The sequence below is a fragment of the Streptomyces sp. AgN23 genome (genome assembly GCF_001598115.1).
GTDB lineage: Bacteria > Actinomycetota > Actinomycetes > Streptomycetales > Streptomycetaceae > Streptomyces > Streptomyces antimycoticus.
Window position 1 is genome coordinate 9,614,782 of sequence record NZ_CP007153.1, and the last position, 23,775, is coordinate 9,638,556.

20 protein-coding genes are annotated in these 23,775 nt (G+C 71.8%); 8 read left to right on the top strand and 12 right to left on the bottom strand.

Going from position 1 to position 23,775, the window contains the following annotated elements:
* Positions 1–7 precede the first annotated feature (7 nt).
* Positions 8–1,351 (top strand): MFS transporter, encoded by a 1,344-nt coding sequence (locus tag AS97_RS41300; RefSeq protein WP_210566698.1) that lies wholly within the window; start codon positions 8–10, stop codon positions 1,349–1,351.
* A 280-nt stretch (positions 1,352–1,631) separates the two neighbouring features.
* Here the strand turns inward: AS97_RS41300 and gndA are convergent, their stop codons facing one another.
* From gndA to AS97_RS41320, 4 genes are all read right to left on the bottom strand, one after another.
* On the bottom strand, positions 1,632–3,086 hold the full coding sequence (gene gndA / locus AS97_RS41305; RefSeq protein ID WP_059147572.1) for an NADP-dependent phosphogluconate dehydrogenase: 1,455 nt from the start codon (positions 3,084–3,086) through the stop codon (positions 1,632–1,634).
* 619 nt (positions 3,087–3,705) lie between these two features.
* Entirely contained in the window at positions 3,706–4,242 is a 537-nt protein-coding gene (locus AS97_RS41310) for a hypothetical protein (RefSeq protein WP_210566699.1), read from the bottom strand.
* 126 nt (positions 4,243–4,368) lie between these two features.
* Complete coding sequence (locus AS97_RS41315; RefSeq protein WP_210566700.1) at positions 4,369–4,581, bottom strand: hypothetical protein; 213 nt, start codon at positions 4,579–4,581, stop codon at positions 4,369–4,371.
* Positions 4,582–4,678: 97 nt separating this feature from the next.
* On the bottom strand, positions 4,679–5,374 hold the full coding sequence (locus AS97_RS41320; protein ID WP_247204656.1) for a recombinase family protein: 696 nt from the start codon (positions 5,372–5,374) through the stop codon (positions 4,679–4,681).
* Positions 5,375–5,640: 266 nt separating this feature from the next.
* Here AS97_RS41320 and AS97_RS41325 point away from each other — a divergent pair, with 266 nt between their 5' ends.
* The gene (locus AS97_RS41325; protein ID WP_059147575.1) at positions 5,641–6,279 is read left to right on the top strand and encodes a hypothetical protein; all 639 of its coding nucleotides are present in this window, start codon (positions 5,641–5,643) and stop codon (positions 6,277–6,279) included.
* A gap of 125 nt (positions 6,280–6,404) precedes the next feature.
* On the opposite strand, the gene AS97_RS41330 is transcribed toward AS97_RS41325, so the two are convergent.
* Complete coding sequence (locus tag AS97_RS41330; protein ID WP_059147576.1) at positions 6,405–6,890, bottom strand: MarR family transcriptional regulator; 486 nt, start codon at positions 6,888–6,890, stop codon at positions 6,405–6,407.
* A 141-nt stretch (positions 6,891–7,031) separates the two neighbouring features.
* Between AS97_RS41330 and AS97_RS41335 the strand changes: the two genes are divergently transcribed.
* Complete coding sequence (locus AS97_RS41335) at positions 7,032–7,382, top strand: DUF6653 family protein (protein WP_210566701.1); 351 nt, start codon at positions 7,032–7,034, stop codon at positions 7,380–7,382.
* 140 nt (positions 7,383–7,522) lie between these two features.
* A complete protein-coding gene (locus AS97_RS41340) occupies positions 7,523–7,921 on the top strand; it encodes a GNAT family N-acetyltransferase (RefSeq protein ID WP_086710701.1) in 399 nt (132 codons plus the stop codon).
* A gap of 267 nt (positions 7,922–8,188) precedes the next feature.
* Here AS97_RS41340 and AS97_RS41345 read toward each other — a convergent pair whose 3' ends face one another.
* Entirely contained in the window at positions 8,189–8,671 is a 483-nt protein-coding gene (locus tag AS97_RS41345) for an Lrp/AsnC family transcriptional regulator (protein WP_059147589.1), read from the bottom strand.
* Between the two features lie 144 nt (positions 8,672–8,815).
* Here AS97_RS41345 and AS97_RS41350 point away from each other — a divergent pair, with 144 nt between their 5' ends.
* Positions 8,816–11,179 carry a pyruvate dehydrogenase gene (locus AS97_RS41350; protein WP_197049232.1) on the top strand — a complete coding sequence of 788 codons (2,364 nt, stop codon included), beginning with the start codon at positions 8,816–8,818 and terminating at the stop codon, positions 11,177–11,179.
* Between the two features lie 135 nt (positions 11,180–11,314).
* Here AS97_RS41350 and AS97_RS41355 read toward each other — a convergent pair whose 3' ends face one another.
* The 4 genes from AS97_RS41355 to AS97_RS41370 all read right to left on the bottom strand — a co-directional run bounded on the left by AS97_RS41355 (position 11,315) and on the right by AS97_RS41370 (position 14,648).
* Complete coding sequence (locus AS97_RS41355) at positions 11,315–11,812, bottom strand: hypothetical protein (RefSeq protein ID WP_210566702.1); 498 nt, start codon at positions 11,810–11,812, stop codon at positions 11,315–11,317.
* Positions 11,813–11,998: 186 nt separating this feature from the next.
* Positions 11,999–12,550, bottom strand: a complete 552-nt coding sequence (locus tag AS97_RS41360; protein ID WP_210566703.1) for a DoxX family protein — start codon at positions 12,548–12,550, stop codon at positions 11,999–12,001.
* Positions 12,551–12,641: 91 nt separating this feature from the next.
* Complete coding sequence (locus AS97_RS41365) at positions 12,642–14,033, bottom strand: MFS transporter (protein ID WP_210566704.1); 1,392 nt, start codon at positions 14,031–14,033, stop codon at positions 12,642–12,644.
* A gap of 111 nt (positions 14,034–14,144) precedes the next feature.
* Positions 14,145–14,648 carry a metallophosphoesterase gene (locus AS97_RS41370; RefSeq protein ID WP_059147582.1) on the bottom strand — a complete coding sequence of 168 codons (504 nt, stop codon included), beginning with the start codon at positions 14,646–14,648 and terminating at the stop codon, positions 14,145–14,147.
* 98 nt (positions 14,649–14,746) lie between these two features.
* Here AS97_RS41370 and AS97_RS41375 point away from each other — a divergent pair, with 98 nt between their 5' ends.
* Both AS97_RS41375 and AS97_RS41380 read left to right on the top strand, forming a co-directional pair.
* A complete protein-coding gene (locus AS97_RS41375; protein WP_210566705.1) occupies positions 14,747–15,313 on the top strand; it encodes a tyrosine-type recombinase/integrase in 567 nt (188 codons plus the stop codon).
* A 119-nt stretch (positions 15,314–15,432) separates the two neighbouring features.
* Positions 15,433–16,119, top strand: a complete 687-nt coding sequence (locus AS97_RS41380) for a GntR family transcriptional regulator (RefSeq protein ID WP_059147584.1) — start codon at positions 15,433–15,435, stop codon at positions 16,117–16,119.
* An 84-nt stretch (positions 16,120–16,203) separates the two neighbouring features.
* On the opposite strand, the gene AS97_RS41385 is transcribed toward AS97_RS41380, so the two are convergent.
* Positions 16,204–17,589 (bottom strand): aminopeptidase P family protein, encoded by a 1,386-nt coding sequence (locus AS97_RS41385; protein WP_059147591.1) that lies wholly within the window; start codon positions 17,587–17,589, stop codon positions 16,204–16,206.
* 149 nt (positions 17,590–17,738) lie between these two features.
* On the opposite strand from AS97_RS41385, the gene AS97_RS41390 reads away from it, so the two are divergent.
* On the top strand, positions 17,739–20,075 hold the full coding sequence (locus tag AS97_RS41390; protein WP_210566706.1) for a collagenase: 2,337 nt from the start codon (positions 17,739–17,741) through the stop codon (positions 20,073–20,075).
* A 148-nt stretch (positions 20,076–20,223) separates the two neighbouring features.
* Here AS97_RS41390 and AS97_RS41395 read toward each other — a convergent pair whose 3' ends face one another.
* Complete coding sequence (locus AS97_RS41395; RefSeq protein ID WP_210566707.1) at positions 20,224–23,730, bottom strand: phosphodiester glycosidase family protein; 3,507 nt, start codon at positions 23,728–23,730, stop codon at positions 20,224–20,226.
* Positions 23,731–23,775 lie beyond the last annotated feature (45 nt).

The following is a 23,775-nucleotide window of genomic DNA, read 5'->3' on the forward strand; positions in this document are numbered from 1 at the left end:
ACCAGTCGTGGAGACCGCCCGAAGCAGCGACGACGAGATAGCACCCACCGCCCGGGACGGCGGCACGCCCCCCGGAGCCGGGGACGGCGCCCCCGCCCCGCCGCCGAAAGCCGGCTGGCGCCGCTGGGTGATGGACGCGAGGCCGCTGCGCCACCGTCCCTTCCGACGGCTGTGGACCTCCACCACCGTCACCGCCATCGGCAGCCAGCTGACCGCCGTGGCCGTCCCCAAGCAGATCTACGACATCACCGGCTCATCGGCGTGGGTCGGCTACGCCAGCTTCGCGGGGCTCCTCCCGCTGGTGGTCTTCGCGCTGTGGGGCGGGGTGGTCGCCGACCGGATGGACCGGCGCACCCTGATGCTCGTCACCAACGTGGGCATCGCCGTCACCTCGTTGCTGTTCTGGGCGCAGTCCTTCGCCGGTCTGGACTCGGTGGCGGTGCTCATGGTGCTGCTCGCCGCCCAGCAGGGCTTCTTCGGCATGAACTCCCCGGCCCGCAACGCCTCCGTCGCCCGTCTCGTCCCGGCCGACGAACTGCCCGCCGCGGGCGCCCTGCAGTCCACCGTCGCCCAGACGGGCATGATCATCGGCCCACTGCTCGCGGGCGCCCTGATCCCCGTCCTCGGCCTGCCCACGCTCTATCTCATCGACGCCGTGGCGCTGTGCATCACCCTGTGGGCCGTCTGGCGGCTGCCCGCCCTGCCGCCCCTCGCCGAGGGCGCCGGGGGCGGGGGCCGGCGCGCCGGGTGGCGCGATGTGGTCGACGGCTTCCGGTACATCGCCGCCCACCGCATCCTGCTGATGTCCTTCCTCGCGGACATCATCGCCATGGTCTTCGGCATGCCCCGTGCCCTCTTCCCCCAGCTCGCCTCGCACACCTACGCGCCCTGGGGCGAGGGGTTCGCGCTCGGCCTGCTCTTCGCGGCGATCCCGATCGGCGCGGTGGCCGGCGGTCTGCTGTCCGGGACCTTCTCCCGCGCCCGCCGCCACGGTCTGATGGTCATCGCCGCCGTGGCGGCCTGGGGCGTGGCCATCGCCGGATTCGGGCTCAGCCCGAACCTGTGGTGGGCGGTGGCCTTCCTCGCCCTGGCGGGCGTCGCCGACATGGTCTCGATGGTTTTCCGCGGGGCGATTCTCCAGTCGGCCGCCACCGACGACATGCGCGGCCGGATGCAGGGTGTGTTCACCGTGGTGGTGGCGGGCGGCCCGCGCATCGCCGACCTGCTGCACGGCACCGCGGGCTCCCTCGTCGGTGCCCGCGCGGCGGTCGCCGCGGGTGGGCTGCTGGTGGCCGTCAGCACGCTCGGGCTGGCCGCCGCGGTGCCCGCTTTCCGCCGCTACACGCCCTGACGAGGCGGCCGTGGCGCGACGCCACGAAGGCCGGGCTACGGCGCGACGCCATGAGGGCCGGGCCGTGGCGCGACCGCACGCGGTGGGTGCCACACCCGCACGACGGCCGTGGCACAACCGCACGTACGAGGTCGGTGGCACAACCGTACGAGGAGCGCGGCGCGCACGCCGCGCTCCTCGTACGGGCGCGGCGCACACGGCGCGCGGCCGCGGCACACAACCCACGAGGGCCGTGTCCCCCCCCGCCGGAACGCGGCGCGGGGACACGGCCCTCGCGACGTCAGGCCGTACGCTCGTCGCGGTCGGCGCCCCACATCGTGTGGAACGAACCCTCGCGGTCCACCCGCCGGTAGGTGTGCGCGCCGAAGAAGTCCCGCTGCCCCTGCACCAGCGCGGCGGGCAGCCGCTCCGAGCGCAGCGCGTCGTAGTACGCCAGCGCCGCCGAGAAGCCCGGCGCCGGTACGCCCAGCTCGACCGAGGTGGCCACCACTCGCCGCCAGGCGTCCTGCGCCGCGCCCAGCGCCTCGGCGAAGTGGTCGTCGGTGAGCAGCGTGACGGGCTTGCGGTCCTTGGCGTACGCCTCGGTGATCCGGTTCAGGAACCGCGCCCGGATGATGCAGCCGCCGCGCCAGATCCTCGCGACCGCCCCCGGGTCGATGTCCCAGCCGTACTCCTGGCTGCCCGCTTCGATCTGGTGGATGCCCTGCGCGTACGCCACGATCTTCGACGCGTACAGCGCCTGCTCGACATCGTCGGCGAACCGCTCCGCCGCCGCGCCCGTGAGCTTCTTGCCGGACGGCCCCGGCAGCCCCTGCGAGGCGTCCCGCAGATCCGCGTGGCCGGACAGCGAGCGGGCGAACACCGCCTCGGCGATCCCGCTCACCGGCACGCCCAGGTCCAGCGCGGTCTGGACGGTCCAGCGGCCGGTGCCCTTCTGCTCGGCCTGGTCCTGCACCACGTCCACGAACGGCTTGCCGGTGGCGGCGTCGGTGTGCCCGAGCACCTCGGCGGTGATCTCGATCAGATACGACTCCAGCCGACCGCCGTTCCAGGTGCGGAAGACCTCCGCGATCTCACCCGGCGCCATACCCAGCGCCCGCCGCAGCAGATCGTACGACTCCGCGATGAGCTGCATGTCCGCGTACTCGATGCCGTTGTGCACCATCTTCACGAAGTGGCCGGCCCCGTCCGGGCCGATGTGGGTGCAGCACGGCGTGCCGTCCACCTTGGCGGAGATGGATTCCAGCAGCGGCCCGAGGGACTTGTAGGATTCCACCGATCCGCCGGGCATGATGCTGGGCCCGTTGAGGGCGCCCTCCTCGCCACCGGAGATGCCGGTGCCCACGAAGTGCAGCCCGCGCTCGCGCAGGGACTTCTCCCGGCGCCGGGTGTCGTCGAAGTGGGCGTTGCCCCCGTCGATGATCACGTCGCCCTCTTCGAGGAGGGGTGCGAACTCCTCGATGACGGCGTCGGTAGGTGCACCCGCCTTGACCATGATGATCAGCCGCCGGGGCCGCTGCAGGGAGGCGACGAACTCCTCGGCGCTCTCGGCCGGAACGAAGTTCCCCTCGTGGCCGTGCTCCTCCATCAGCGCCTTGGTCTTGGCGAACGTGCGGTTGTGGAGGGCGACGGTGTGCCCGTGCCGGGCGAAGTTGCGGGCGAGGTTGCTACCCATGACGGCGAGCCCGGTGACGCCGATCTGGGCGGTCGGCTGGGCGGCGGAAGGGCTGGGCATACGGTGTTCCACTCCTGTCACGCGCATCGAATCCTTATGCGAGGCAGCAACGCCGAGGGGAGCGAGGATCTTCCCCATCGTCAGCCGGATATCGCCCGGCCATAGTTGCACGATGTGCGCGACGGCGGACGAGTGTCCGAGGAAAGGGGCCGAGGTGTGTCACTTTTCGCAATGCCCGGCCGGTGCGCCGGGTTGTGGGGTGTCCACAAGGCGGCTGGTGGACGGCTGGTGAGCGTGCGATGTGCGCGTGATGGGCCCGGCGGGGGTGATCTTGGCGCTTGTCGGCGGGCCTGGGCGATGGGTGGCGGGTCTTATGCTGACCGATCGCTGACGCTACTGACGAGGTATCAGGTGGTGGATCCTGAGCCCCGGGGAGACACGGCGACGCCGACGCCAGGGCATGGCTTCGCCTGTCAGCTGCGCGACCATCTCGACCGCGCCGCCAGTGATCGCCGTAACCTTGATCCGCCTGATCAACGGGGGCGGTTCGTCAGCCATGGCAGAGGCGCGGAGTCCCTCGCTCTATGCGGGACCCTCCTCAAAGGTTTGCGCTGTAGGCCAGCACGCGCTGTAGGTCCCGCTGGAGTTCCCCGGCGGCGCCGCCGCTACGGCACTCGCCCTACTCCGCCGGGAAGAGCCGCAGCTTCGCGGTGTCCCCCGCGATGGCGAGAACGGCAATCGACAGCTCGTTGACGGTGGAGGGCCCGCCCTGGTCGGGGCGCTGGCCGAGCAGGTTGGAGGCGAATCCGCTCGCGTCGACCGAGCTCAGGTCCACGCCCTCGGCACCGACGGCACTCACCGTGAACGGTCCCGCCCGAAGGCCGTCGGCGCGCGGGATCTCGGTGCCCTTCGTCACGACGACCGTGCAGCTTCCGTCCGCACACCCCCGCAGCTCGGCCGGGGTTGACGGCGTCATCGGCTGCACCGCGGTCGGCGACGGTGACGAGGAGGGTTTCGTGGGCGGTGGCGAGGCGGGAGACGGTTCGGCCGAACGCGAGGACGCGGCTGGCGCGGGCGCCCCCGTGTCGCCGCCCGAGTCGGAGCCGCAGCCGGTCAGCGCGGCGGCGAGGGCCAGGACGCAGACGGTCCCGGCCGGGCCGCGCGCCGCAGACAGCCTGGTCCTACGGCGGTGGGCCGGTGATTCTGATGGGGTCATGGGACCGTTCTATACGCGGGCGCCCGGGAGGGGTCCCGCGCGCCCGTCACGTCGTAGGACCAGGTCTTCTGCCAAGGAATCCTTGTCGAAGCGCGGCATCGGCACACAGGTGCGTGCTCGACAGATTCAGGCGAGCGCGGGCGGACGGTACTCAAGCGCGTAGCCAGTGCCCTTGCGGGTCACGTGTCCCACTCCGGGCGAGTCCAGGTGGGCGCCGGCGCCGATGTACCCGGGCGTGGTGAGTGGTTCGAGGAGCGCGGTTCGGGCCTTGCGTGCTTGTGGCTGCTCGCCGTCGAGTTCCCAGGACACGTTCGGCTGGGCGAATTGGACTGAGGGCACGTGCAGGGCGGAGGCGCAGGTTCCCGTCGACCTGCGGGAATGTATCCGGCCTCGGGGAACAACGGAACAGCCGTCAGCGCTCAACCGATGATCTTGGCTAGGTCGGGGCTCCGAGGGCGCTGACGCGGTTCGCGTATGCGCGGCGGCCTTGCGCCGTGCCGGGACCGCCGAGGTCCCCGGGGTGCCGCCGAGGGGCTGGCAGAGGCCGAGGAGTTGGCGGTGGACGGCCGGGGTGGTGCTGACGCGCAGGGCGTGGCCCTGGCCGCGCCGTACGGGGCACGCCCTGGTCGAGCGCGGCTCGTTCGGCGGGCCCCAGCTCGGCGGTGCGGAGGAAGTCGGCGACCTTGCCCGGCATGTCGAGGGTGACCGGCAGCTCCGGAGCCGGGACGTACGCGGCGCGCACGTCGTCGGTCTTGTCGGCCGGGACGGCCGGGCGGCGGCCGCCCTCGCTGCCCTTCGTCTCGGCGGCCCGCAGCCCGTCGTACGTCAGCTCGCGCTGGAGGTCACGCTGGAGTTCGCCGGCGGTCGCGAGGGTCTGCGCCATGAACTTCACGGTGGACAGCAACTCGCCGGTGCGCGGGTGGCGGGCGGTGAGGTCCACCGCGGAGAACGCGCCGTCGTGGATGCGCGGGGCGACCTGGTCGCGGTGGAGGACGTCGAGCACGTCGAGGATGTGTCCGGTGGCGCGTACGAGGCGGAACATCTCGGAGATGTGCACGGTGTCGCCCGGCCGCGCATACGTGAGCAGTTCGCGGAACTCGGGACATTGGACGCACCGGCCGCCTGTCCTCAAACGATGGCACCCTCAAGTGATCAATGCTGTTTCTGTAGGGGAGACTCGGCTCCGTGAGGCTCATCAACTCTCAAAAGATGCAGCTCAGATGCCTTACGGTGCTGAGGCTGTCGAGTGCAACAGCTGTCGTGCAAGTGGGCTGTGCTCAAAGAGCGATGGGCGCGGCTCTTCCGGAGCGATCAAGTCGTATCCGTCCTGGTAGCGGGCCTGGCTCCGGTGCCTACAAATAGCCGACCCGGCTCGGGTTGCGGCAGTAAGTTGTGCCGATGACCGAATCCCTGCCGCCCGGCGGCGCTGTGCTCGATGTGGACGAACTGGAGGCTCGGTGGGCGGACGCTTGGCGTCCGGAGCAAGTCGCGGAGCGATTGGACGGGGTCAGTGCACCCTGGTGCATCGCGGCGGGGTGGGCACTGGATCTGTTCCGCGGGGAACAGTCGCGGCCGCACGGCGATCTGGAGATCGCGGTGCCCGCGGCGGAGTTCCCAAAGATTCGGCACCACTTTCCCGAGTGCGTGTTTGACGCGGTGGGTTCGGGGCGGGTCTGGCCGGGGGCGGGAGCTGAGGCCCTGGCAGCTACGCACCAGACCTGGCTGCGGGATCCGGCGAGCGGTCAGTTCCTGTTGGACGTCTTCCGCGAGCCGCACGAGGGCGGGACGTGGATCTGCCGGCGGGACGAAAGGCTCCGGCTGCCGTACGACGCGATCATTGAGCGAACGGCGGACGGGGTCCCCTACCTGGTGCCGGAGTTGGTGCTGTTGTTTAAAGCGAAGGCGCCACGACCCAAGGATCAGGCGGACTTCGACGGAGTGCTGCCGCTGCTGGGCCGGGCGCGGCGGGAAGTCCTAAGCGGAGGGCTGGAGCTCGTGCACCCCGGGCATCCGTGGCTGGCGAAGCTGGCGGAATAAGTGACCAGTGGGCGCCTTGACCAACTCCGGGCCGTCCGACTTCTTCGGACGCCGCCTCTGGTCACTTCTTCAATCCTGTGTTCGAGTTGCTGCGTGCCCCCTGCGGTGAAGCCCGATGACACTCCTCAGTTGTGGCCAGCTTCTCGTTTCGCTGTGAAGTTCGTACGCCACCGGTCGATCAGCGGGGTCAGTTCGCGCAGTATGAACGCATAGAAGTCCTCCATCTCCGCCAGCCGCCGCCCAGCCAGGGTGGATGGACCTCCGGCCGCTGCGAGACCCCGCTCGGCGACTTCGCTCATGGTGGACAGCAGCTGGTTCTGCTGCGACATGAGCCGAGCCCAGGCGCCATCCGGGAAGCGGTAGTGGTCCCGGCGGCTGCCCGGCGCCGGGACCCGCTCCAGTAGGCCGCTCTGGATGAGCTGCTTCACGGCGCCGGACACGGCGCCAGAGCTGATCTGCAGTTCTTCGCACAGGTCGGCGGCGGTCATTGTCTCCTGCTGGCTGAACAGCAGGGAGGTCATCACCCGCGCGGTGGTCTTCTGCATCCCGCCCTGCGCGAGGATCAGCGCCAGCCTCTCCGCCATGTCCCGCAGCTGCTTGTCGTCGCTCATGCCGACACCCTAACCGGAAGCTCCTCACGATCAGAGTATTCAAAGATCTCTGAAAGTTTCATAGGGTCGAGGCTGCGAACGCGACTGAACATCGCGCCCAATGAGCACTCAATACGTCGAGCGGAAAGGCCCTACCCGCCCATGACCCGCAAGAGCGCCGCAGCCGCCGTCCACGGAATGTCCGACGAGACCTGGAAGAGGCACGCCAACCCATGGAGCGTGTGGACTCGTTTCGCCGCCATCCCGGCTTTCGAGCTGGCTGTGTGGAGTCGGCAATGGCTCGGCTGGTGGTGCCTGGCCGCTGTTCTCGCCGTCGTTGTCTGGCTCTGGCTCAACGTTCACCTGTTCAAGCCGGTGGAGCCCACCAGCTGGGCCGCCAGAGGTATCTACGGTGAGCAACTCCACGTCGACGGCAAGGTCCCAGCCGAGCACAAGACGACCCTCAACTGGCTGATCGCGTCCGGCCTGGCCGGCTTCGCGCTGATCGCCTGACCGCCTTGCGGGTTCGCTCCTCCGTCACCCGCAATGGTGGAGTCGGGTATCAGAACTCCCGGAATGCCTCTGGCCGAAAGGGGCATAGGCCCCGAAAAAAGAGGGCTGAGCCGGACGTCTCTCGACCTACGATACGGCCCATGACGATCACGTATGAGTGGCGCGGCGAATTCGACAACGCTGCCGTCAACGCGCTCCACGCGGAGGCGTTCGGTCACGCCCAGTTGCCCATCGATTGGCAGACACAAGTGCACCGTCACAGCCTCGGCTGGGTCTGTGCCCGAGAAGACGTCAGGCTCGTAGGGTTTGTCAACGTTGCCTGGGACGGTGGCGTCCATGCCTTCGTTCTCGACACGATGGTCGCTCAGGACATGCGCAAGACCGGTGTCGGGACCGAACTCGTGACGACCGCAGCGCAAGGCGCCCGTGCAGCGGACTGCGAATGGCTCCACGTTGACTTTGAACAGCATCTGCGTCCCTTCTACTTCGACGCGTGCGGCTTCAGACCGACGGACGCAGGGCTCATCGCCCTGCGTTAGACCAAGCTCGCTCGGCAGACGTCCGGCGGCTGATCTCGGCTGCGTAGGCGGCCCAGTCTCGGCGGCGGCTCGCTGCCACTTGACGGCGACGGTGATGTCGATGCCGAGGGTGCGTGCGAGGACCGCGGCGGGCAGCTCGGTGGCGAGCTGGAACAGGGCGGTCGAGCGGGCTTCCGCGAGCCGGATGCCGAGTTTGCGGAGCCGTTCGCCCGTGGCCCAGGCGCTGATCGGGCGGCCGGGCTGGCCTCCGGATCGCCCGACAGCCCGCTATCCGCCCGCCGCTGCACGGCGCAGCAGCGGGGTGAGGCGGTGCGGCACCAGTTCGCGCATGGCCAGGGCCGTCGTGGTGCGCTCGATGCCCGGGATGGCGAGGATCTGCCCCGCGATTCCGTACAGGGCCTCCACGTCCGTGGAGGCCACCCGTATGAGCAGATCCGTCTCGCCGCTGAGGCCGAAGACCTCCACGACCTCGTCGATGCCCGCCAGCGCTTCGGACACCTCGGCCAACCGGTGCTGATGGACCCGCGCGGTGACGAACGCGGTGAGGGGATGGCCCAGCGCCTTCGGGGTGATCCGGCGCTCGAAGGTGTCCAGCGCGCCGCCCTGCTCCAACCTGGCCACCCGGGCCTGGACGGTGTTGCGGGACAACCCCAGCCGCTCGGCCAGGGCGACGATGGTGGCTCGTGGATCGGCGGCAAGGGCAAGCAGGATCCGCGCGTCGGTGGCGTCCACGCCTCGTTCATCGCTCATGGTGCCCAATCGATGTTCCTCATCCGCCTCGGAGTCTGAGCAGAATGCACAGTCCTACAGGAACATGTTGTGCATCCCAAGGATTATCTGTCTACTTGCGGAGCACAACGTCAATTTTCGCGGAAGCAAGGTGCGGACAGTGGGGTGCGCTCTGTGACGGTCGTGAACTGGGAGCCGAGGTCAGCCGGCGGCAAGGGCTCGGGCGTTGCCCGGGAGGCGGAACTCGCCGCGCTCGAGGCGGTCGAACGGCGCGTGCTGTGGCTGTCCACGGCGATCATCGATCATGCCAACCGGGTGCGGCCGAACCCCTCGGGCCTGAAGGTCGGCGGTCACCAGGCGTCCAGCGCCTCGATGACCTCGATCATGACGGCGCTGTGGTTCCACGCGCTGACCTCCGAGGACCGGGTGTCGGTCAAGCCCCACGCCTCGCCCGTGCTGCATGCGATCAATTACCTGCTGGGTGAGCTGGACGAGTCCTATCTGACCACCCTGCGCGCCTTCGGGGGCCTGCAGAGCTACCCCAGCCGGTCCAAGGACCCCGACCCGGTCGACTACTCCACCGGTTCGGTCGGCATCGGCGCCACCGCGCCCCTGTGGGGAGCCATCGCGCGGCGCTACGCGGAGGGGCATTTCGGCGGGGCCGGTACGGGACGGCAGTACTCCCTGCTGGGCGACGCGGAACTGGACGAGGGCGCGATCTGGGAAGCGATCCAGGACCCGATGGTGCCGGGCCTGGGCGAGGTGGTGTGGGTCGTCGACCTGAACCGGCAGTCCCTGGACCGCGTGGTGCCCGGTATCGCCGCGGAGCGGCTGCGGGGCATGTTCACCGCGGCCGGCTGGCAGGTGATCAACCTCAAGTACGGGCAGCTCCTGCAGGAGTTGTTCGCACGGCCGGGCGGCGAGGCGCTGCGCGCCCGTATCGACGCCATGGGCAACCCCGAATACCAGCGCCTGCTGCGGTGTTCCGCCGACGAACTGCGTGAGCGGCTGCCCGGCACCGGCTCCACGGCCGGGCCGATCGCCGACCTCATCGCACCACTGGACGATGGCTCGCTGCTGGCGGCGGTGCGCAACCTGGGCGGTCATGACATCCCCGCCCTCATGGACGCGTACGACGCCGTCGACGACACCCGCCCGACCGTGATCTTCGCGTACACGGTCAAGGGCTGCGGGCTGCCCACCGAGGGCCACCCGCAGAACCATTCCTCGCTGCTGACCGGCGACCAGATGAAGGTGCTGGCCGACCGTCTGGGGACGGACCTCGACCGCCCCTGGGCAGCCTTCGGCGAGGGCTCGCCGGAAGCGGCCCTGTGCGCGGCGGCCGCCGAACGGCTGCGCCGCCCCGGACACGCGTCGCGGCGGCCCCCCGAGGTGCCCGCCGACCTGGCCCGCCCGGCACCGACCGGTACCGGCAACACCCAGCAGGCGCTCGGGCGCGTCCTGCTGGACCTCACCCGGCGGGCGCCGGAGGCGGCGGCACGGATCGTCACCGTCAGCCCCGACGTCAGCTCCAGCACCAATCTCGGTGGCTGGCTCAACAAGGTCGGGGTGTGGTCGCCGACCGAGCGCCCCAACTGGTTCGCCGACGACGCCGAGACGATCCTGCACTGGCGGGAGCGGCCCACGGGCCAGCATGTGGAGCTGGGCATAGCGGAGACCAACCTGGTCGGCCTGCTCGGCGAACTGGGCACCACCTGGAGCCGCTGGGGCCAGCCGCTGCTGCCGATCGGTGTGGTCTACGACCCCTTCGTCAACAGGGCGCTGGAGCCGTGGTCCTTCGGTATCTACGCCGGTGGCCAGTCCATCCTGGTCGGCACGCCGTCCGGCGTCACGCTCGCCCCCGAGGGCGGTGCGCACCAGTCGATCACCACTCCGTCACTGGGCATCGAGCAGCCCGGCTGTGTCACCTACGAACCCGCGTTCGCGATCGACACCGAATGGTGTTTGCTGGCCGCGCTCGGCAACCTCGGCCGCCCGGACGGGAGTTCGGCCTACCTGCGGCTGTCCACCCGGCCCGTCGACCAGGCCGCGGCAGCGGTGCCGACCGACCCGGCCGCGCGTGAGCGGCGCCGCCGGCACGCGGTCGCCGGAGCCTACCGGCTGAGGCAGCACGAGAACCCGGTGGTGACCATCGCCGCGATGGGCGCACTGGTCCCCGAGGCCCTGGCAGCCGCCGACCGGCTCGCCGCACTCGGCCATGGGGCCGATGTCGTCTGCGTGACCAGCCCGGACCTGCTCTTCCGCGCGTTGCAGGCCCGCCGTGGCCTGTCGGAGGACCCGACCTGGATCCTCGACCAGGTCTTCCCCGCCGAACGGACCACACCCCTCGTCACCGTGCTGGACGGCCACCCGCACACCCTGTCCTTCCTGGGCACGATCCAGAACACGCCGGTCACCACCCTCGGCGTGACCCGGTTCGGCCAGTCCGGTGCGATCGAGGACGTCTACCGCTACCACGGCATCGACAGCGATGGCATCGTCGCCGTGGCGCTGGACCACATCGAGTAGGGCGAGGGGGCGGAGGCGGCGGAGGCCGGCGAGCCTCGCACCTTCGAGGCGCACATACGAGGGTGCCGTCCGGTGGGGGACGGCACCCTCGTATCCGCGGCCACTCCAGCCGTTCCCCGATGTCTGGGTCCGGTGCTATCTCGGCATCTCCGTGGACGTGCCGTTCACCGTTCCGGTGGCCCTGGTGGGGCGCTCCAGGATGCCCCGGGTGTCGGGCGGGGCCGGTTCCGGGGCGCCGGTGGTGTGCTGCGGGCCCGTGGTCTCGGCGGCGCCGGCGCCGCTGTTCGCGGTGCCGTTGTGCGGATGCGCCGACCCGTTGATCTTCTCGATCGCCTGCCGGGCCTGTTCACCGGGGGAGCGGGCCGCCAGTGGCGGTGCGGGGTGGGGCGCCGTGGCCGCGGGCTGGGTCCGCTCCCGCTCGGGCTTGGCGTGAACGCCGATGGTGTGGGTCCCCTGGCGCAGTCGATGGCCGACCGCCTCGTCGAGGCTCACCGGCCGCTGCGTCTGGGCCGCCAGCCGGCCGGCCTCCTGGCCCAGCGCGGCGACCACTTCCCAGGGCAGATGGAGCACCAGGCGGACTTCGGCGTCGCCATCCGGCAGCGCCTGGATGGGAGGGATGAACCGGTCATTCATGGACGGGGCCTCCGGTCTCGGTATCGGCCTGTGCGGGCGGCGCGCGCCCCATGGACAGGACGCACACAGAGCGATACGGGGAACCGGCCCCTGGTGTTCACCCGTGCGACGGCGATCCTTCTCCCCACCCCGTGCCCGGCCTCCTCGTGGCCCGGTGGACCGGGCTCCTGGTGGCCCCGGTGACCGTCAGGTCTTGCTGAGCAGGATCGTCACCGTCGCCAGGATCGCCGCCAGCACCAGCATGGCGATGCCGTAGATCAGCCGCTGCGACCGCAGGAGGGGGAGGAACGCGTCGAGGGAGATCCGGCCGGCGCCGGAGAGCGCGAGCCCGGCCGCGCCGACCCCGATGAGCAGCGGGAACTCGAAACCGCCGAAATAGCCGAGCGGCCAGGCGGCGGCGACGGCGTCGGCCATCGTGCCCGCGACGGCCGCACCGGCGAGCGGGGTGAGCAGCCCCACGGCGAGGGCGAGGCCGCCGAAGGTCTCGGTGAGCCCGGCGATCAGAGCCATGGCCTTGGGCGCCGGATAGCCGAACTGCGCGAAGGCCACGGCCGTCTTGTCGATGCCCAGGCCGCCCCACCAGCCGAAGAGGTGCTGAGCGCCGCGCGCGGCGACGATCAGCCCGACGCCGAGCCGGAGAACCAGCAGACCGACATCATGCGCTCGGCGCACATGCGCCGCTGACCTGGGCGAGGCCGGGGCGGGTGCGGTGGCCTCCTCGGGGTGGGGAGAAGTCATGGCGCCCTCGTCTGGTCGGGCTCGGCGCGGATCGCCGAGCCGAGATCCGATATGCACCTTAAATACTTTTTATTCCACCGAGTTGTGGGGTTCAATCCGGGCACCCGTCGGCCGCGGAGCGCTCTCCGCGTGAGCTGCCGGGCCGTACCGCTGTCAGCACCAGCAGCACGGTCCCGGCCAGACAGCAGCCCCCGGCCGCCATCAGGGCCGTGTCGACGGCCGCGGCCGTGGCGGTGCCGTGTGCGTCGGCGGCGGGCCCGGACATGGCCACCCCCAGCCCCGCCGCGGTAGTGATGACCGTCTTGGTCACCCCCGACGCCTCCCCGGCGCGCTCGGGCCGCACCACCGCCTGGGTGGCGATGAGCGTCAGGGCGCCCGCGACCCCGAGCGCGGCCCCGCACCCCGTGACCGCGACGAGGAAGACCGGCAGGGTCGGCGCCGCGGCGGCGGCGCCGAGCGCCGCCGCCCCCAGCACCAGAGCCCCGGCCATCGCCCGCACCGCGTCCGCCGTGCGGATCCGCCCCGCCACCGGCCCGGCCAGCGCCATCGCCGCCGCCGGGGCCACGAAGGCCGCCCCCGCGCCCGCCGCCGACAGCCGCCACGGCCCCTGCAGCGCCAGGGGCACGGCGAACAGGACGACCACGGTCGCGGCATTGGCCGCCGCCCCCGCCGCCGTGAGCGCCACAAAGGGCCGGTTGCCGAACAGTGTGAGATCCACCAGCGGATGCGCCGCCGCCCGCTCATGCCGTACGAAGACGGCCCCGAGCCCGACCGCCAGCGCCAGGGCCACCGCCGAGGGGCCCGAGGCCCAGCCCCACAGCGGCCCCCGGTCGACCAGGACCGCGACCGCCGCCAGCGCGCCGGTCGCCGTGACCAGCCCCGCCACGTCCACGGACGCCGGCGCGGTGGTGTCCCGCGACTCCCCGGCCCGTGCCGCGCACACCACGGCGGCCAGTGCGAGGGGCACGTTCAGCCAGCACACCGCCCGCCAGGACACCGCCTCGGTCAGCACCCCGCCGACGTACGGCCCGCACACCGTGGCCACGCCCCCGATCCCCAGCGCCCGGCCCATGACCTGCGCCCGCGAACCGGGCGGGCAGGCGTTCGTCAGCAGGGCGAGACCGGCCGGCATGGCCATCGCACCGCCCGCGCCCTGCGCCACCCGCGCGCCCACCAGCACCGGAAGCGACGGGGCCAGCGCACAGACCAGCGACGCGCCACCGAACACCGCAAGCCCCGCCATCAGCAACCGGCGACGGCCGTACAGGTCGCCCAGCCGCCCCGCGCCCGCCATCAGCGCGCCGGCCGCGAGCAGATACCCGCTCACCACCCACTGCAGGCCGCCGCCCGCCGCCCCCAGATCCCGCCCGATTCCGGGCAGGGCCAGGTTCAGCGCGAACGCGTCCAGCTGGACGCAGAACACGGTCGCGGACACCGCCGCCGACGCCCATCGCCCCGCGGACCCGCCACTTGCCGTCGTCATCACACACTCCTCGACACCCGAAAAGGACCTGTCGGATACCGGGGCTGAAAGGAGAGACGAGCGAACGGAAGGAAACGGGCGCGGCCGTCACACCCGGGGAACGGCGATCGGTCAGCGGCGGGGCGGCAGCCGGTGCAGCTCCACGGCGGTCAGCCGCCCGGCCTCGATCGCGGCCGTCAGATACGTACAGTATGGCTGCCGCCGCCGGTCGGTGGGCGAGCCGGGGTTGAGCAGCCGCAGCGACCCCTCGGCCGTGGAGTCCCACGGGATATGGCTGTGGCCGAACACCAGCACATCAAGGCCGGGGAACCGCTCGGCGCAGCGCCGCTCGCGCCCCCGGGCCGCTCCGGTCTCGTGCACCACGCCCAGCCGCACCCCCGCCAGCTCGGCCCGGGCCACCTCCGGCAGCCGCGCCCGCAGCTCGGGCCCGTCGTTGTTGCCGTACACCCCGATCAGCCGGCGCGATCGCTCCTGGAGCAGATCGAGGGTGGCGAGGTCGACCCAGTCGCCCGCGTGGACCACCACATCGGCGTGCGGCAGCCGCTCCAGCAGCTCCTCGGGGAGCGCCTTGGCGCGCCGGGGGAGATGGGTGTCGGACATCAGCAGAAGACGCACACGGACGACCGTACCGCCGCGATGGCCTTGACGAGGACATCGACGGAAGAAATAGTGTGCCAAGCGACTCGACGTGGCGGGGCTCCCAGGGGGTGGACATGGCAGCGCGGTCCCAGGCAAGGACGGCGAAGGAGGCGGCGCAGGACCGCTATCCGCGGCCGCTGGTCCAGGCGGCGGAGGCGGAGTGGATCTGGCGGCAGCTGTCGGTGCAGGCCATGGAGGAGGGCGCGAAGCCGGAGACCGTACGGCTGGCCGTGGTGGTGGGCCTGGCGCGGGCCAGCGGCGCCCGGTACGGCGGACTGCTGCGCTGCACCATGTCGGCGCTGGACCTGGACTCCGGATGGGTGACCATCGAGCACGGCAAGCATCGCGTCCCGCGCCGGCACGGCCTGGACCGCGGCACCGTACTGGTGCTACGCCGCTGGCTGCGGGTGCGGCAGGAGCTCTGCGCCGAGCTGGAGGGGTCGGTGCCGGACGCGCTGTTGCTGACGGTGCACCACACCCATGACAACGGCGTGACCGTGGTCGCGGGGCTGCCCATCACCCGGCAGGGGCTGGTGCTTTCCTGGCGCCGGTTCGTCCACCGTACGAACGCCCGGTACGCCGGTCGCCGCCCTCCGCTGCCCACCCGCTTCGAACAGGTCCGCCGCGTCTGGGACACCTGAGCCCGGACCCCGGCCGGGTCCCGGCCGGGGTCCGTCAGGCCACTGTCAGGTCACTGGCGCAACGTGACATTGTACGCTGGCACTCCGCGCCGACTCGACGTGCCATTCGGAGGGCCGAGATGGGTGAACTCAAGCATCGGAGCCTGGCCACCGTTCAGCACCGGCTGCGCGACCAGGTCGCCCATCAGCTGCGTGCGGCCCTGATAGCCGGTGAACTCCGGCCTGGCGCGGTCTACTCGGCGCCCGGTCTGGCCGCGGACTTCGGGGTATCGGCCACACCGGTGCGGGAGGCCATGCTCGACTTGGCCCGCGAGGGTCTGGTCGAGCCGGTGCGCAACAAGGGCTTCCGGATCACCGAGGTGAGCGAGCGCGATCTCGACCAGTACACCGAGATCCGGGCGCTGATCGAGGTCCCGGTCGTCGGCCGGGTCACCCGCACCGCGACCCGCGCCCAGCTCGAAGCGCTCCGCCCGATCGCCCTGGAGATCGTCGACGCGGCCGCCGCCCATGACCTCGTCGGCTATCTGGAGGCCGACCGCCGCTTCCATCTCGAACTGCTGGGCCTCAATGGCAATGACCGCCTCGTCGAGACGGTGAGCGACCTGCGTAAGCGCTCCCGTCTCTACGGCCTGACCTGGCTCGACGAACACGACCAGCTGCTGCCGTCCGCCGAGGAGCACGTGGAGCTGCTCGATGTGATGCTGGCCGGGGACGTCGAGGCGGCAGAGGCCTGTATGACCCGCCACCTCGGCCATGTCCGTTCCCTGTGGGCCCAGGGCCGCGAGGAGGCGGCGCGAGTGCCCTGACGGGGCACCGCCCCGCCGGGCCCGTTGGACGGGAGCGCGGCGTGGCCGGGGATCAGCGGGACGGGAGCGCGGCGCGGCCGGGGATCAGCGGGACGGGGGCAGTAGTCGGTCCATCCACTCCTCCACCGCATCGGCCGTGCGGGGCAGGGCTGTTGACATCAGGCGGGCGCCGTCGGCCGTGATCACCAGATCGTCCTCGATGCGGACGCCGATCCCGCGCAGTTCGGGCGGCAGGGTCGTGTCGTCGGGCTGGAGGTAGAGGCCCGGTTCGACGGTGAGGACCTGGCCCTCCTCCAGGACACCGTCCAGGTACTGCTCCGCGCGAGCCCGGGCGCAGTCGTGGACGTCGAGCCCGAGCATATGGCCGGAGCTGCACAGGGTGTAGCGCCGGTGGAGGCCGCTCTCGGCGGTGAGCGCCTGTGCGGCGGGGACGCGCAGTACGCCCCAGTCGGCGAGGCCCTCGGCGAGCACGGTGGAACAGGCCCGGTGGAAGGCGCGGAAGCTCGCGCCCGGTTTGAGGGCGGCGATCCCGGCGTCCTGCGCGGCGAGCACCAGCTCGTAGACCCGGCGCTGGACGGGGGAGAAGCGTCCGGACAGCGGCAGGGTGCGGGTGATGTCGGCGGTGTACAGCGCGTCGGTCTCCACGCCCGCGTCGAGCAGCAGCAGGTGCCGTGGGTCGAGCCGGCCGTCGTTGCGGGTCCAGTGCAGCACGCAGGCGTGGGCGCCGGCGGCGGCGATGGTCTCGTAGCCCGTGCCGTTGCCCTCGGCGCGGGCGCGCAGCTGGAAGACGCCCTCGATCCAGCGTTCGCCGCGGGGGTGCCGCAGTGCCGACGGCAGGGCACGGACGACGTCCTCGAAGCCGGTCGTGGTGTGATCCACGGCCTGCTGGAGCTGGGCCACCTCCCATGGGTCCTTCACCAAGCGCAACTCGCTGAGCACGGAAGCGAGTTCGGGATCGCGGGAGGCGTCCCTGCCGGGGGCGAGGCGGGCGAGGCCGGCCAGGTGGGCGCAGCGGACGCCTGTCAGCCGCTCGGCCTCGGCCAGGTCGGGGCGGCGGCCGACCCAGAACTCGCCGTACTTGCGGTCCCGGTAGAACTCCCCGCCCTCGTCGCGTGGTGACCGCGGCCGCAGGTACAGCACCGGCTCGCCGTCCGGCTCCAGGACGAGCACGTGGCCGGGCTGGTCCTCGCCGGTCAGTCCGGTCAGCCAGGCGTACGCACTGTGCGGGCGGAAGCGGTGGTCGCAGTCGTGGGAGCGGACCTTCAGCTCGCCGGCCGGGATGAGCAGCCGCTCGCCGGGGAAGCGGGCGGCGAGCCGGGCCCGGCGGCCGGTGAGCTGCTCGAAGCCGGGGCCGCGGGAGTCACCGGGGGGTGGGGCGGGGGCCCAGCCGTCGGCCATCGAGCGGGCGAGGGCGTCCGATACGGGCAGGTCATGGCTGCCGGTGTGGAGTTGGGCGGCACGCGCGGTCACGGACACCTCCGGTGAAGGAAATCTGGATGACCTTTTCCTGACGCCTTGTCAGTGCAATTTCACATTACTATGTTACAGGTCACACCTCGTGAAGTGAAGGCCGGCGCCTCGGGCCCCCACTCACCCCCCACCGCCTCTAGGAGGTTCAGGTGTTACCTTCGCGTCCCTCGCGCAGACTCCTGCTGGCCGCGACCCTCGTCGCCGCGCTCGTGATGCCACTGGGGCAGGCCGCCGCGGCCGCCCCCGGGGACCCCGCGCCATCCGCCCAACCGTGGCAGCCGAAGGCGGCACCGAAGCCCCCGCCCCGGCCCGCCGACAACCGCTTCGACCACGCCCAACGCCTCCAGCGGGAACCGAAGTTGAGCGAGCCTCCGGCCCCCGCGCCCCGTTCCGTCACCACCGACGGACGGATCCCCGGCCCGCTGTCCGGGCCGGCCACCGCTCACCACGGCAAGAAGCCGGGCGTCGCCCCCTGCACCCTGGACGGCATCACCGGGCTGAGCCCCGATCAGCTGGCCGACTTCCTCGCCGACCCCGCGGTCACCGCCGACGGCTGTCTGCGTGGCCTCATCTGGAACTGGGACTCGCGGCTGATCCCCGTCATGTCCGACGCACATGTCCAGACCGTGGCCCGGCGCATCGCCTCCCTCGCGCCCGGCCATGACGGCGAGAACACCAGCCACCTGTACGAGATGTTCACGTTCCTGCACGCGGTGGCCTACCAGGACTTCTCGCACGAGGAGATCGACACCACCGACGCCCCCACCGTCAACGCGGTACGCGGTGCGGTGGACGCCTTCGCCGCCGCGGCCCACACCTTCGACGCCACCCGGGCCAACGCCGACACCCTGCGCGAGGCCCTGATCGCCTGCAGCGGGCCCGGCGGACGCCAGTACCAACTCGGCCTGGTCAAGAAGGTCCTGGCCACCATGGACCCGGAGCACACCGCCACCAACAGGGACCAGTCCTGGGCCGGCGCCGCCCTCTCCGCGCTCTCGCTGAACTACCTGGGCGTCTACCCCGGCAACCAGGACAAGGAGTTCCAGGCCGCGGTCGCCGCCGACCCCGGCTACCGTGCCGCCTTCAAGGCGTTCGCCGACTACACCCACCTCAAGGACACTCCCAACGCCTGGGTGGTCCGCGACGCCCTCCTCGAATACGGCCGCTTCGGCGAGATCGACTCCCTCGAGCAGCAGACCATCACCGACCTCGGAGCCCTGCTGCCCGTCACCGTCCAGAACTTCGGCGAGGGCAGCGCGCCCTGGGGCAAGGTCGTCTCCTGGCTCATCACCTTCGAGGCGTGCGAGCCCTACGGCGTCTGCAAGGAGGACATCGAGAAGCGGATCTTCCCGCACACCTACTCCTACGACAACGGCGGCATCAAGGTCCGCACCGCCCTCGACCGTGCCACCGTCGATCAGCTCTACTATGCGTCCAAGCAGGTCAGGGCCCAGTTCCACCGGGTGCTCGGCACCGAGGAGCCGCTCGCCGGCGACCCCAACGCCACTCTCGGCATCGTGCTGTACGCCGCACGCTCCGACTACGAGGTCTACCACCCGATGCTCACCGGCATGGGGACCGACAACGGCGGTGTGTACATCGAGCAGGGCGCGACCTTCTACACCTACCAGCGGCGCGTGCCCCAGGACTCCTCCCTCACCCTGGAAGAGCTCTTCCGGCACGAGTACACCCACTACCTCAACGGCCGGTTCGCCGTCCCCGGCTTCTTCGGCGAGGGCCCCTGGTACGAGGGCGACCGCACGACCGCCATGGACGAGGGCAGCGCCGAGTTCTTCGACGGCTCGACCCGTGACGACGGCATTCGCGTACGCCAGTCCCTGGTCCGCGACATCATCAACGACACCCAGGGCGGCAGGCCGCGGATGACGATCAACGAGATGCTGCACGCGACCTACGACCGCGACGGCTTCCGCTTCTACTCCTACGCGGGAACCTTCTTCGAGTTCCTGTGGCGCGACCACCCGGCGAAGCTCCAGGAGATGTACCGGTTCATCCGCGCCGACGACCCCGTCGCCTTCGACAGCTGGCGCCGTCAGCAGGGCGCGGACACCAATCTCCAGCTGCAGTACGATGCCTTCCTCGACGCACAGATAGCCATCGTCGACGACCTGTTCGTACCGGACACCACGTTCGTGCCCAACGAGGACCTGACGCTCACCGACGCCGCCGGGGCGCAGAGCGCCTTCTCCCGGGCCACCGGCAATCAGCCCGTCTGCGAGGACAATGGCGACGGCGAGCACGGCCGGTTCGTCTGCGCCGGCCGGATCACCGCGAACCTCAGCGACCCCGGCAGCCTCAACAAGGTCTTCACGGAGATGTCCGAGGCGGTCGACGCCAACCTGCTCGACCGTTCCAAGCCCGCCGCCGTCGACTTCGGTGATATGAACTGCGACTTCGGCCGGCCCACCGTGACGGGCAACTCCGGTACCGCGAACTTTCGTTGCGAGGGGCCGCTACGGCGGTGACCTGACTTTCGGTACCGCGCATCCGCACCTGCTCGGTGCGGATGCGCGGGCCGATCTCCCGGCGGGCCGGCCGCCGGAATCGTGTTCCGCCGCCCGCCGCCCGCCGCCCGCCGCCCGCCGCCCGCCGCCCGCCGCCCGCCGCCCGCCGTCAGGCCGCGGGCGCCGCGGCCGCCGCGGTGACGGTGAACCGCGCCTGTGCGGTGGCGCCGTTCACGCGCACCGCGAGGGTGGCCGTTCCCGGGCGCAGCGCGGTCAGCTTGCCGCTGGCCGGGTCGTACGCCGCCACATCACGGCGCCCGGCGTCGTCCGGATCGCCGATGTGGACGCCTGGCGAGCCGGTCCAGTCCGCGCTCAGCGGGAAGCCGACCGGCACCCGGCGGGCATCGATCCCCTCGCCCTGGAAGACGGTGGCCGTGATGCCGGCGGCCTGCCCGGTGTGCAGGTCCTCCGGGGCGGTGACGGTCAGCCCGTCCACATGGGCGCGGGTCTGCACGGACACCCAGTCCGGGCCGCCCTGCCACGGTGCGTGGCGCGCGGCCGCCTGGTCCCGGGCCGAGACGTGGTCCACGCCGACCATCGACCAGCCGGTGAAGCCGCCCTGGTTGGGCGGGGTGGCGGGGTTCTTGCCCGAGTTGCCGTTGATCAGGTACGGGACGCCGTCCACCCGTGAGGCGTGGAAGGTGCCGACGTGGCTGCCGATGAACCCCGCGCCCTTGCCCGTCGTGCGGCGGAAGTCGGTCAGCCAGCCCTCCAGCAGCGCCGCCTCCTTGCGGTCGCCGAGCCGGCTGCCCTGCTGCGGGGTGGGGTCACGCGGCGGCACATGCTCGATCACCATCACCGAGCCGACGTCGGGGTCCTTCGCGGCCGCGTCCAGCTGGGCGCGCAACTCCTTGATCTGGTCGAAGCCACCGGCGCGCAGCCCCAGCCGTGAGGTGTCCAGGGTGAGGAAGCGGGTGCCCCGGTGGTCGAACGAGCGGTGGGCGGGCCCGAATGCGCCTGTGAAGTTGTCGATGGAGCCGCCCATCACCTCATGGTTGCCGGGCACGTAGTACCAGGGCAGGTCATCGCCCAGCTCCTCCTTCAGCACGGTGCGGGCGAAGGACAGATCGGCGGGCGAGCCCTCGTCCACCAGGTCCCCGTTGATCACCAGGAAGTCGGGCTTGGCCGCCTTGATCTCCCGCAGGGTGCGGCGGGCCTGAGCGACGATCGGGCTGCCCGGATCGCGGGCCACGAACTGCGCGTCGGACATCACCGCGAACCGCCAGTCGCGTCCCCGCACCTGTGCGGCGGTGGAGATCAGCGGATCGGGGCGCACGCTCTCCGTGGGCAGTTCGACGGAGGGCGGCACCCGCGCCGAGAGGTCGTCGATGACCACACTGCCGGTGTACTGGCGGGTGGCGGCGGTCTCGGCGAGGTAGAAGCGGTTGACCTTCAGCGGATACGCGACCCCGGCCGGGACGGCGAAGTCGACATGACGCCATCCGGTCCAGGTGACATACGGTCCGCGGAGCAACTGGTCCGCGCCCGCGGCGTCCTTGAGGTGCAATGTGGGCCACGCCCCCTTGCCGTCGCCCTTGATCCACAGGCCGAAGGACTGCGGCTGCCCGTCCACCTCGATCTGCTGGGGCGGGGTGACATAGGCGGCGCGGGTGGCCGTGGACTGGGTGAAGTCGTAGTCCAGCTGCAGCCCGGTGCCGGTGTGGCCGTCGGGCGTGGCCTTCGCCGAACCGGAGGCGCGGGCCTGGCTGAAGGTCCAGCCGTCGGCGTCGTCGAAGGACGCCTCCTGCCGCTCGGTCAGGCCGACGGTGATGGCGAGCACCGTGGTGGCGGTGCCGACGCGGACCTTGACCTGCCCCGCGGCCTGGCCGTGGCGCGCCTTGACGGTGAAGGTGCCGGCCCAGGGGTCCGGGGCGATGTCGAACAGTGCGTGGTCGTACGAGAGCCGCACATCGGAGGGTTCGACGGGGGCGCTGGTGCCGTGCGCGTCCAGGCCGACGATGCCGAACCGGCCCGTGGCCTCGGCGTCGGCCAGGCCGACCAGCCGGCTGGTCGGCTGGATCCGGTCCAGCCGGTCCAGGACGGTGAGGCCGAGGTCGCCGTGGGCGGCGCCGCGCCGGGCGGTGACGGTGGTGTCACCGCCGTGGCGGGCGGTGAAGGTGCCGTCGGAGCCGACCCGGCCGATATGCGAATCGGCCGTCCGCCACTGCGGCGCGCCGTCGGCCGGGCCGTACGTCTCGTCGTAACCGGCGGCGGTGAGGCGGCGGGTGAGCCCGGGGAAGACCCGCTCGGGGTGGCCGCCCCGAACCGGGTCCGCGGTGGGCGCGGACGCGCGGTCCATCACGGTGTCCACCCAGAAGCCCTTGAGCCGGCCGCTGCCGTCGGGCGCGGTGAGGGCCAGGCCGTTGGGGACGGTGCGCTCGGCGCCGTCGGACGGGCTGTTCTCCACCCGGGTGGTGTCGCTGCCGGGCTCGCGGGCGACCAGCGTGGAGGAGCCGCCGCCGTCGAGGTTGAGCGCGCTGTAGGCGCCCGCGTCCTTCATCATCAGGCCCAGCTCGGTGAGGGTGACCCCGCCGCTGTCGGCCTGCCGCCCGTCCACGGTGAGGATCCGCATGGTGCGGCCGTCGCGGGAGAAGCCGACCGCGGTGCGCGGCGCCGTGGTGTTGTTGCCCTCGCCGTCGTGGCCGACCGGCTTGCCGTCCACGACCAGCAGTTCCCGGCCGCCGAGGGCCGTGCGCGGCAGGTCGCCGTCGTCGGTGCGCGGCCGGTACTCCATCGACACCGCGTCGCCGACGGCCAGTCCGGACAGCTGGTCGGCCCCGGCGTCCCGGCCGAGCAGCACGGTCGCACCGGCCGGGACCGGGCCTTTGCCGGGCGCGCCGGCCGCCTGGGCGACCTTGCCGTCCACGACCGTGACCTCGGCGGTGCGCCGTGCGCCGTCCACGGTCTGGGCGCGGTCCGCCTCGCCCCACTGGGCGGTGTACGCCCCGATCCCGGCGGCCGGGACGTTGGCGGCGTTGAGTGCCGCGAGCGGATGGGGGCCGTCGGGGAGGGTCAGGGTGCCGTCGAAGTAGAGCTGGAGGATGCGGCCCGCGTCGGCCGGGCCGATGCCGACGGCTTGGGCGGGCCCGGCCGCGGAGGCGGAGTTGACGAGGCGGCCGTCGCCGATGCCGGTGCCCTCGGGGGCGCCGGTCTGGTTGATGTCGAAGAAGTCACCGTTGATCGCCGCGACCGTGCGGCGCCCCGGCCCGGCGTCGTGCTCGGCGGCCAGTTGGGAGACGGTCCGGCGCTCGGCGACCTGGTCGGGGTGGAGATAGTCGACCTTGGTGCCGCCGGCCAGGTCCACCGACAGCGCGTCGACCCGCAGCCATTTGTCCGACTCCAGCCGGTCGTACGAGGTCAGCTTCACTCCCGGGGCGACCGGCCGCGAGGAGCGGGCGGTCTGCAGTCCGTCGCCGTCGGCCACGGACCGGGTACCCGGTGCACCGCTGGCGGCGGGCGGCGCGACCGGCCGCAGCATCTCCGTGGAGACCCGCGGCAGGGGTTCGGGCGCCGGGGCGGGGGTGGTGTCGGCGGTGGCCTGGCCGGCGGCGCCCAGCACAAGGGCGGACACCGCGGCCAGGGCCGCCAGAGGTCTGGCGAACGCGACAGGAGGCACGGCAACTCCATGGGGCCAGGGGACTCGCGTGGTTCACACGCACAG

What these genes read in the sequence shown, in the direction of transcription:
- gndA (WP_059147572.1), bottom strand. Translation starts at nt 3,086, where the DNA reads ATGCCCAGCCCTTCCGCCGCCCAGCCGACCGCCCAGATCGGCGTCACC.
- AS97_RS41310 (WP_210566699.1), bottom strand. Translation starts at nt 4,242, where the DNA reads ATGACCCCATCAGAATCACCGGCCCACCGCCGTAGGACCAGGCTGTCT.
- AS97_RS41325 (WP_059147575.1), top strand. Translation starts at nt 5,641, where the DNA reads ATGACCGAATCCCTGCCGCCCGGCGGCGCTGTGCTCGATGTGGACGAA.
- AS97_RS41330 (WP_059147576.1), bottom strand. Translation starts at nt 6,890, where the DNA reads ATGAGCGACGACAAGCAGCTGCGGGACATGGCGGAGAGGCTGGCGCTG.
- AS97_RS41335 (WP_210566701.1), top strand. Translation starts at nt 7,032, where the DNA reads ATGACCCGCAAGAGCGCCGCAGCCGCCGTCCACGGAATGTCCGACGAG.
- AS97_RS41340 (WP_086710701.1), top strand. Translation starts at nt 7,523, where the DNA reads ATGACGATCACGTATGAGTGGCGCGGCGAATTCGACAACGCTGCCGTC.
- AS97_RS41345 (WP_059147589.1), bottom strand. Translation starts at nt 8,671, where the DNA reads ATGAGCGATGAACGAGGCGTGGACGCCACCGACGCGCGGATCCTGCTT.
- AS97_RS41355 (WP_210566702.1), bottom strand. Translation starts at nt 11,812, where the DNA reads ATGAATGACCGGTTCATCCCTCCCATCCAGGCGCTGCCGGATGGCGAC.
- AS97_RS41360 (WP_210566703.1), bottom strand. Translation starts at nt 12,550, where the DNA reads ATGACTTCTCCCCACCCCGAGGAGGCCACCGCACCCGCCCCGGCCTCG.
- AS97_RS41365 (WP_210566704.1), bottom strand. Translation starts at nt 14,033, where the DNA reads ATGACGACGGCAAGTGGCGGGTCCGCGGGGCGATGGGCGTCGGCGGCG.
- AS97_RS41375 (WP_210566705.1), top strand. Translation starts at nt 14,747, where the DNA reads ATGGCAGCGCGGTCCCAGGCAAGGACGGCGAAGGAGGCGGCGCAGGAC.
- AS97_RS41380 (WP_059147584.1), top strand. Translation starts at nt 15,433, where the DNA reads ATGGGTGAACTCAAGCATCGGAGCCTGGCCACCGTTCAGCACCGGCTG.